Origin of the sequence: Nakamurella sp. (assembly GCF_048594475.1) — a bacterium.
GTDB lineage: Bacteria > Actinomycetota > Actinomycetes > Mycobacteriales > Nakamurellaceae > Nakamurella.
Genome location: NZ_JBMDXT010000099.1, coordinates 1 through 1,526, shown reverse-complemented (window position 1 = coordinate 1,526; position 1,526 = coordinate 1). Strand labels below are relative to the sequence as shown.

Genomic DNA, 1,526 nt, shown 5'->3' with positions numbered 1-1,526 from the left:
GCGAAGAACGTGATGAGCCTGATCGCCATCATCACCGCGGCCCTGTTCACCCTGCCGTTCCCGTTCCTGCCCCGGCACCTGACCCTGGTCTCGGCCGTCACCATCGGCATTCCGGCGTTCTTCCTGGCCCTGGGCCCGAACAAGCGGCGGTACATCCCCGGGTTCCTGCGCCGGGTGCTGCGCTTCGCGGTGCCGGCCGGCGTCGTCTCCGGGCTGGTCGTCTTCGTCTCCTACCTGCTGGCCCGGGCCGAGGTGGGGGCGCCGCCCGCGTCCGAGTGCCTGGTCAAGACCGAGGGGGCCACCGTCACCGACAACGTGATCTGCTGGCAGCCGTCGACCGCGGCCACCATCGCGCTGCTGTTCACCGCGTTCTGGATCCTGGTGGTGCTGTCCCGGCCGTTCCGACTGTGGAAGGGCGCGCTGGTCGGCGCCATGGTGGGCATCGCCACGCTCGCCTTCATCACCCCGATCGGCCGCGAGTTCTTCAACTTCTCGATCACCCCGGAGACGCTGTGGACCTCGCTCGCGGTCGGCGCCGTCGGAGCCCTGGCCATCGAGATCATCTACCGCACCGAGCCGGGGATGCGGACGGCCGCCGGCACCTGATCCGGGCCCCGCACGGCCACCCGCCGGGGCTCGGCACAATGGCCCGGTGGCCGACCCGTGGAGCGATGCCCCGATCACCCTGGAATCGCTGTTCACGCAGTGGCAGCCGGACTGGGTGACGCTGGGCGCCACCGTCCTGGTCGGGTTCGGGTACCTGCGCGCCCGTCGCCGGGCCCACCGGCTCGGCGTCGGCTGGCCGGTCGGCCGGGACGTGCTGGTCGTGGTCGGCCTGCTGGCCGCGGTCTGGACGAGTTGCGGCGTCCTGCAGGAACGCGCGGGTGCGGTCATGTGGGTGTGGACCGCGCAGCAGCTCCTGCTGCTGCTGGTCATCCCGATCGTGGTGCTGGCCGGCCAGCCCGTCGCCCTCGTCCGCCGCACCTCCGGCGAGCGATCGCCCCTGGTGCGGGCACTGGGATCGCGCCCGGTGCGGGTGCTGAGCCACCCGATGGTGGGTCCCCTGCTCGTGCCGGTCGTCGCCGGCCTGCTGTTCTTCGGCGGCCTGGGTGCGCTGGCGCTGCAGTCGACCGCCGGCGGTTGGGGACTGCACCTGCTGCTGCTCGGCCTCGGCGCGCTCATCGCGTTGCCCCTGGTCGATGAGGACGACCGGCGCTCCTCGCTGGCGGTCGGGCTCGCTCTCGGGGTCGGCATCCTGGAGTTGCTGCTGGACGCGTTCCCCGGCATCGCGCTGACCTTCGACGGCCACCTGGCCCTGGCGCACTACGCGGCCGACCCGGCCGCGCTGGCCGATCAGCACACCGCCGGTGGCCTCCTGTGGGCGGTCGCGGAGATCCTCGACCTGCCGTTCCTGGTGCTCGTCGCCACCCGCTGGATGCGGGCCGACGCGGCCGAGGCGCGCCGGATCGACGCCGAGCTGGACGCCCGCGCGGCCGCCGGGACCGCGGCGGCCGGGACCGCGGCCC

The 1,526-nt window shown here is 73.4% G+C and carries 1 protein-coding gene and 1 pseudogene; both read left to right on the top strand.

Annotated elements, in window-relative coordinates; translation table 11 throughout:
• Window positions 1-606, top strand: a pseudogene (locus tag ACOJUF_RS05060) (ATPase); the annotation flags it as partial.
• Between the two features lie 46 nt (window positions 607-652).
• Window positions 653-1,526: cytochrome c oxidase assembly protein (locus tag ACOJUF_RS05055; RefSeq protein WP_420120774.1), on the top strand; the 874-nt coding region annotated here is incomplete at its 3' end.